The organism is Arthrobacter sp. TB 26 (assembly GCF_000427315.1).
Lineage (GTDB): Bacteria > Actinomycetota > Actinomycetes > Actinomycetales > Micrococcaceae > Arthrobacter.
In genome coordinates this window covers 1-3,367 of the sequence record NZ_AUPJ01000456.1, presented here as the reverse complement: position 1 = coordinate 3,367, position 3,367 = coordinate 1, and the positions used below count along the sequence as shown (strand labels likewise).

The following is a 3,367-nucleotide window of genomic DNA, read 5'->3' as shown; positions in this document are numbered from 1 at the left end:
GCCGGCCGCCGCCGTTACCCGATGGAACTGGCCACTCTCCCGCAGGTGGCCGAGCCGGCAGGCTTCAACTTCGCCGAGGTCAGGGCCGCAGACACCGCCGGACTGGAAACCCTGCTGGGCCAGCTGGGGTTCGCGTTCAACGGGCGCCACCGGACCAAGAATGTGCAATTGTGGACCATGGGCCACGCCCGCGTGATCATCAACGAAGACTCATCCCAGGAATCCCGCGACCCCCAGGCCGCCATGGCACCTGCAATTTCCGCCCTAGGCTTCGACGTCGATTCCCCCGTGATCGCCGCGGCCCGGGCCCAGCAGCTCAAGGCCCCGGCCGTGCCGCGCAAGAGCCAGGCAGACGAGGAAATCTTCCAGGGCTTCGCCGCCCCGGACTCCACCGAGATCTTCCTGTGCCAGGGTAGCCCCGACGGAACTGCCGTGTGGACCCGCGAATTCGGCGAGGGAATGGCAGCCCCGGCTCCCGGCCTGGCAGCGGGGCAGGGTGCCGTGATCGACCACGTCAATCTGGCCCAGCCCTGGCAGCACTTCGACGAAGCCGTCCTCTTCTACACCAGCGCCCTGGCCCTGGAACCGCAGCCGTACGCGGAAGTCGCCAGCCCCACCGGGCTGGTCCGGTCCCAGGTGATGCTCACCCGCGACCGCGGCGTCCGCCTGGTGCTGAACCTGGCCCCGCTGGTCCAGCGCGAAGACGCCGCTGCCGGCACGGAGGCGGCCGGCACCGGCCAGCGCCGGACCTACCAGGAACACATCGCCTTCGCCGTGGATGACCTGGTGGCGACGGCCCGGTCCGCGCGGGCGCGGGGCCTTGATTTCCTCCGAATCCCGTCGAACTACTACGAGGACCTCGATGCGCGGTTCGACCTGGACCCCGCCTTCCTGGCCACCCTCCGGGACCTCAACCTGCTTTACGACCGCGATGCCGACGGCGAGTTCCTGCACTTCTACACCGCCACCGTGGGCAGCGTGTTCTTCGAAATGGTGGAGCGCCGCGGAACCTACGACGGCTACGGGGCGCCGAACGCCCCGGTGCGGCACGCCGTCCAGTACGACCACCTGCACCAGCTCAACCTCACGACCTGAACGGCCCGGCAAAAACCCACAACCATCATCAACACCCAACGAAAGGAGGCTGCTGTGCCTGAAGAAATCAACCTTGAGATCTACAACGCGGATCCGCTCACCGAGGACGTGTCCGACGAAGTCGCGGAGGCAGCACCGAAGACGTATGCGCCCCTGGATGCCGCCGCAGAGTCGCAGGCGGACCTCAGTGCCGAGATGAAGGCCATCGGCGAGGCCTACGCGCAGGCGCTCAAGAGCGGTGCCCCGGCAGAGATCCAGCCCCGGCTGGACTATGCGCCGTACCGCAGCAGCGTCCTGCGCCACCCCACCAAGGACCTGCACCACGCGGACCCGGAAACCATCGAGCTCTACTCTCCGGCGTTCGGCCACATGGACGTGCACGCGCTGGAAGCGGATCTGACCATCCAGCACAACGGCGAACCGCTGGGCGAACGGATCGTTGTCTCCGGGCGCGTGCTCGACGGCGACGGCCGTCCCGTCGCCGGCCAGCTCGTGGAGATCTGGCAGGCGAACTCCGCTGGCCGCTACATCCATAAGCGTGACCAGCACCCGGCCCCGTTGGACCCCAACTTCACCGGCGTCGGCCGTTGCATCACGGGCGCCGACGGCTCTTATAGCTTCACCACCATCAAACCCGGCGCCTACCCGTGGAAGAACCACCTCAACGCCTGGCGCCCGGCCCACATCCACTTCTCCCTGTTCGGGCAGGAATTCACCCAGCGGATCGTCACCCAGATGTACTTCCCCGGTGACCAGCTCTTCCCGCTGGACCCGATCTACCAGTCGATCGTGGACCAGGAGGCCCGGGACCGGCTCGTGGCCACCTACAACCACGAGCAGACCAAGCCCGAGTGGGCGCTGGCGTACAACTGGGACATCGTCCTGACCGGTTCGAAGCGGACCTGGACCGAGAACGAGGCATTAGGTGCAGCAGGAGATGACCATGAGTAAACTCACCCCGACACCCGGCCAGACCGTGGGACCGTTCTACGGCTACGCACTGCCCTACGCCAAGGACCGCGAGCTGCTGGCTCCCGGCTCCCCGGGCTCCATCCGGCTCCAGGGCACCGTGTATGACGGCGCCGGACACCCGATCCCGGACGCGATCCTGGAGATCTGGCAGCCGGACTCCGAGGGCAACGTTCCGCACCACACGGGTTCGCTCGTCCGCGACGGCTACACGTTCACCGGCTTCGGCCGCAGCGCCGTGGGCAACACCGGATTCTTCACATTCACCACCGTCAATCCCGGCCCCACCGAGGAAGGCGCGGCACCGTTCATCTCCGTCGCGGTCTTCGCCCGCGGCCTGATGAACCGGCTCTTCACCCGGATCTACCTGCCGGAGAACGAGGAGGCGCTGGCCGCCGATCCGCTGCTGTCCTCGCTGGAACCGGACCGGCGCAAAACCCTGATCGCACGCCGCGACGCCGACGGCGGGCTGACCTGGGACATCCGTCTCCAGGGTGAGGGCGAGACCGTGTTCCTCGACTTCGAGGGTGCCTCGAAGTGATTTCCCGTGAAGCAGGCGGAGCCACCGGGGACGACGCCGGCGTGCTGGGCGATGTTGGCCTCCTGAGTCCTGTGTCGGCGTCGCCCTTCGTGGCGGCGCTGACCGGGGACCGGGCCGTCCTTACCGCCATTCTCCGGGTAGAGGCCGCCTGGGCTGCAGTCCTGGACCAGGCAGCCCTCGCCCCGGCCGGCTCCGCCGCGGNCGCCGCTGCCGCCGACGTCGGCCGCTATGACGTCGCCGACATTGCCGTGCGCGCCCAGGGCGGCGCCAATCCGGTGATCCCGCTGCTGGCGGATCTCCGCGGCCACGTCAAGGCCCTTGACGTGGCCGGAATCGGCGCGGCGAAAGCTGTGCACACCTCGCTGACGAGCCAGGACGTCCTCGACACGGCGCTCATGCTGCTGTGCCGGGATGCGGTCCGCGGACTGCTCACCGAGCTCAAGGCAACGACCGCGGCGCTAGCCGCCCTCGCCGCCCTCCACGAGGACACCCTGTGCGTCGGACGCAGCCTCACCCAGCACTCCCTGCCGTTCAGCTTCGGGCTCAAGGCGGCCCAATGGTTCCACGGGCTCGCCGCCGCCGCGCGCCGGCTTGAGGCCCTCGAATTCCCGGTGCAGACCGGGGGAGCTGCCGGAACCCTCGCGGCCGGCACCGTGCTGGCGGCAGGCTCGGGCCGCACCCCCTTCGAGCTCTCCGACGGGCTCGCCGCGGAACTCGGCCTCGCCCCGGTCCCGGCGCCGTGGCACACAAACCGGCTGGCGG

4 protein-coding genes are annotated in these 3,367 nt (G+C 68.9%); all 4 read left to right on the top strand.

What is annotated here, in order from left to right:
* On the top strand, window positions 1-1,095 hold a 1,095-nt coding region (locus K789_RS0117530; protein WP_029705218.1), incomplete at its 5' end, for a VOC family protein.
* A gap of 54 nt (window positions 1,096-1,149) precedes the next feature.
* On the top strand, window positions 1,150-2,046 hold the full coding sequence (gene pcaH, locus K789_RS0117525; protein WP_024367902.1) for a protocatechuate 3,4-dioxygenase subunit beta: 897 nt from the start codon (window positions 1,150-1,152) through the stop codon (window positions 2,044-2,046).
* On the top strand, window positions 2,039-2,605 hold the full coding sequence (gene pcaG / locus K789_RS0117520; protein WP_024367901.1) for a protocatechuate 3,4-dioxygenase subunit alpha: 567 nt from the start codon (window positions 2,039-2,041) through the stop codon (window positions 2,603-2,605). Before pcaH ends, pcaG begins: the two co-directional genes overlap by 8 nt.
* A partial coding sequence (locus tag K789_RS0117515; RefSeq protein WP_272943979.1) for a lyase family protein occupies window positions 2,602-3,367 on the top strand: 766 nt, incomplete at its 3' end. The genes pcaG and K789_RS0117515, both read left to right, overlap by 4 nt.